4 protein-coding genes are annotated in these 2,195 nt (G+C 43.2%); 3 read left to right on the forward strand and 1 reads right to left on the reverse strand.

Annotated features, from left to right (window positions below):
* Nucleotides 1-164 (reverse strand): transposase (locus BMY62_RS15750; RefSeq protein WP_143058838.1); only part of this gene is annotated, 164 nt, incomplete at its 3' end.
* Between the two features lie 533 nt (nucleotides 165-697).
* Between BMY62_RS15750 and BMY62_RS15760 the strand changes: the two genes are divergently transcribed.
* The 3 genes from BMY62_RS15760 (at nucleotide 698) to BMY62_RS15770 (ending at nucleotide 1,993) form a co-directional block, all read left to right on the forward strand.
* Nucleotides 698-931, forward strand: coding sequence for a FitA-like ribbon-helix-helix domain-containing protein (locus tag BMY62_RS15760; RefSeq protein WP_090662213.1), 234 nt, complete (start codon nucleotides 698-700; stop codon nucleotides 929-931).
* A gap of 189 nt (nucleotides 932-1,120) precedes the next feature.
* Entirely contained in the window at nucleotides 1,121-1,357 is a 237-nt protein-coding gene (locus BMY62_RS16425) for a PIN domain-containing protein (RefSeq protein ID WP_218143015.1), read from the forward strand.
* 243 nt (nucleotides 1,358-1,600) lie between these two features.
* Nucleotides 1,601-1,993 (forward strand): hypothetical protein, encoded by a 393-nt coding sequence (locus BMY62_RS15770; RefSeq protein ID WP_090662216.1) that lies wholly within the window; start codon nucleotides 1,601-1,603, stop codon nucleotides 1,991-1,993.
* Nucleotides 1,994-2,195: the final 202 nt, after the last annotated feature.

Below are 2,195 nucleotides of genomic sequence, written 5' to 3' on the forward strand. Positions count from 1 at the left end.
TCCCGCCAGGGTGCGCCTGTGCGTAAAATCCAGAACACCGCGTTGATAAACTGGCGATTATCTTTTGCAACACCTCCCCACTTGCCTGATCGCCCTGGCAAATGGGGTTCCAGTAACGACCACACATGATCTGAAAGATCATGTCTACGATAAGCTTCTGACATACTATTACCATGTATAATAATCACTTGCAGCATAATTATACAGTAATTTCTAACTTGTGACGACGCTATCTAGCATTAATAAATCATTTTATTAAAATGTGCTTCTAATTTTTGGTAAATGCTGCTCAGGGTCCGGTCTTGCATTGCTCTGGTCAAGTCGAATCTGTAACACGGATTGATTGGGTATGTAATATTTCATATTGAAACTTTTTTGTCGAAATTTTTTACACTTGTGTACGCTTCAACCATATTGTTTTTACTGAAAAAAAATATTTTTTTCAGCGTGAAACCCGGCGTCAGGTCTTGCAATGCAACATTTTTTTGCCTTTTCTTGTCTTCTTATTGTTTTTATAGTGTTCGGTGTGAATGCATGAGCATTAACGCCTGCAGGCGCAACCAGAATGACGCTAATGTGGTAAAAACTGATGCTGCAATGCTGCAAAGGCATCTGCTCAATCAAAGCAATACATTTGACTGGCATGCTATCAATACTTTCATCTCAATAACTATGAATTTTTATGGGGTAACTGACAATGGCCAATTTGATCGTGCGTAATATCGACGATGAAATCGCAAACGCCTTGAAGATGAGAGCAAGCCGCCATGGCATCAGCGCCGAGGCTGAACGCCGGCGGATTCTGGAACAGGTACTGATGCGCCCACAGAGGCGTCCATTTCTCGAGGTGTTAAATCAGATTCCTGATGTAGGAACCGATGAAGACTTTGCCCGGATACAGGATCAACACGCAGCAAACCCACTCGACTGATGCACTTGCTTGACACCAATATATCAGTGAGCTGCGTAAACAAGACAGAGTAAATCTAGGACTCAGATGCTTCGTACATCAACTTGTTAAAAGGGTGCGCAAACCTATATCAGCGCGGTAATCGTCGGCGAACTGCGTCGTGGTATCGATTTGATCAGGCACAGGGGTGATCTAGATCAGGTCAGGGTTTTGGAGACCTGGTTGCAAATCCTGATGGATCAATACGCTGAAAACATTCTGGATTTTGGTAAAGAAGAAGCTCAGATTTGGGGCCGTTTGCGCGTCCCTCATCCGGAAAATTCACTGGATAAACAGATTGCCGCGACCTCGCTGAGCTTCGGCTTCACCCTGGTAACACGCAATGTGCGTGATTTAATGCATACTGGCGTCATTCTGCGCAGCCCGTTCGAACCGGCCGATACCTGAATATATCGAAATCGAACTGCTCAAGCTATGTTGTGTTGAATTCTGTGCAGGCGGATATTGTAAAAATATTGATCAATGATTTTGGAGCAGTTGCCCTGGGTGACTGCAAACAGACTGATTACTGGGGCAGTTGGGTAAACAATGGAAGCGGACTATTGCCGAGTATATGAATTTTGTTCGTGTGGATGCAGGCTTGCCGCGTATTTGAAATAACTTGTGTGAACAGATTAACTTGGCAAAGAAGTGTTTGACAAAACAATACAGCAACATGTGCAAACCGATCAAAACATTAGTGAAATTCCATGCGCGCAGAGAAGAACACAGGCCTGGCCGCTTTCGTATTATTCGTCACTTAGTAACAGAAATGAAAGGATTTCGGCAGCCTATCAAACCGGCAGCTATACGATGAAAGCCATCGTGGACGAATTTGGGTTGCATTATGAAACGGTTAACCGGGTTGTTGAAATCATTAAACATGACCTCAATAATCTTGTAGCGTTTATGGATCGAATCATGACAAGTAGTATTAATTTGTATCCTACGGCAACAGTATTTCGAAAATCAATTGCAGATAGCTGGTTCATAAATTTAGCCCTAACGTGTAAAGCACTGGTTGTGTGTGGATGCAAAACCTGACCCCGGTTTTGTTTTTTAAATAATAAGAGATGGCATAGACTATCGGATATGTATTAGCTGCACGGCTAAATTTCTGCGTCCAATTGAGAGAAGCGTTTAATTTGGGTCTAACGATCATTTCGGTAGACGCCACCCCTGATCATGAAAGAAACTTGAGAGGAAGGTGGCAGGAAGAGGTCGCACATTTTTTTGGTGACTTGAT

It is taken from the genome of Nitrosomonas marina (assembly GCF_900111605.1).
In the GTDB taxonomy this organism is placed as follows: Bacteria; Pseudomonadota; Gammaproteobacteria; order Burkholderiales; family Nitrosomonadaceae; genus Nitrosomonas; species Nitrosomonas marina_A.

What these genes read in the sequence shown, in the direction of transcription:
- BMY62_RS15760 (WP_090662213.1), top strand. Translation starts at nt 698, where the DNA reads ATGGCCAATTTGATCGTGCGTAATATCGACGATGAAATCGCAAACGCC.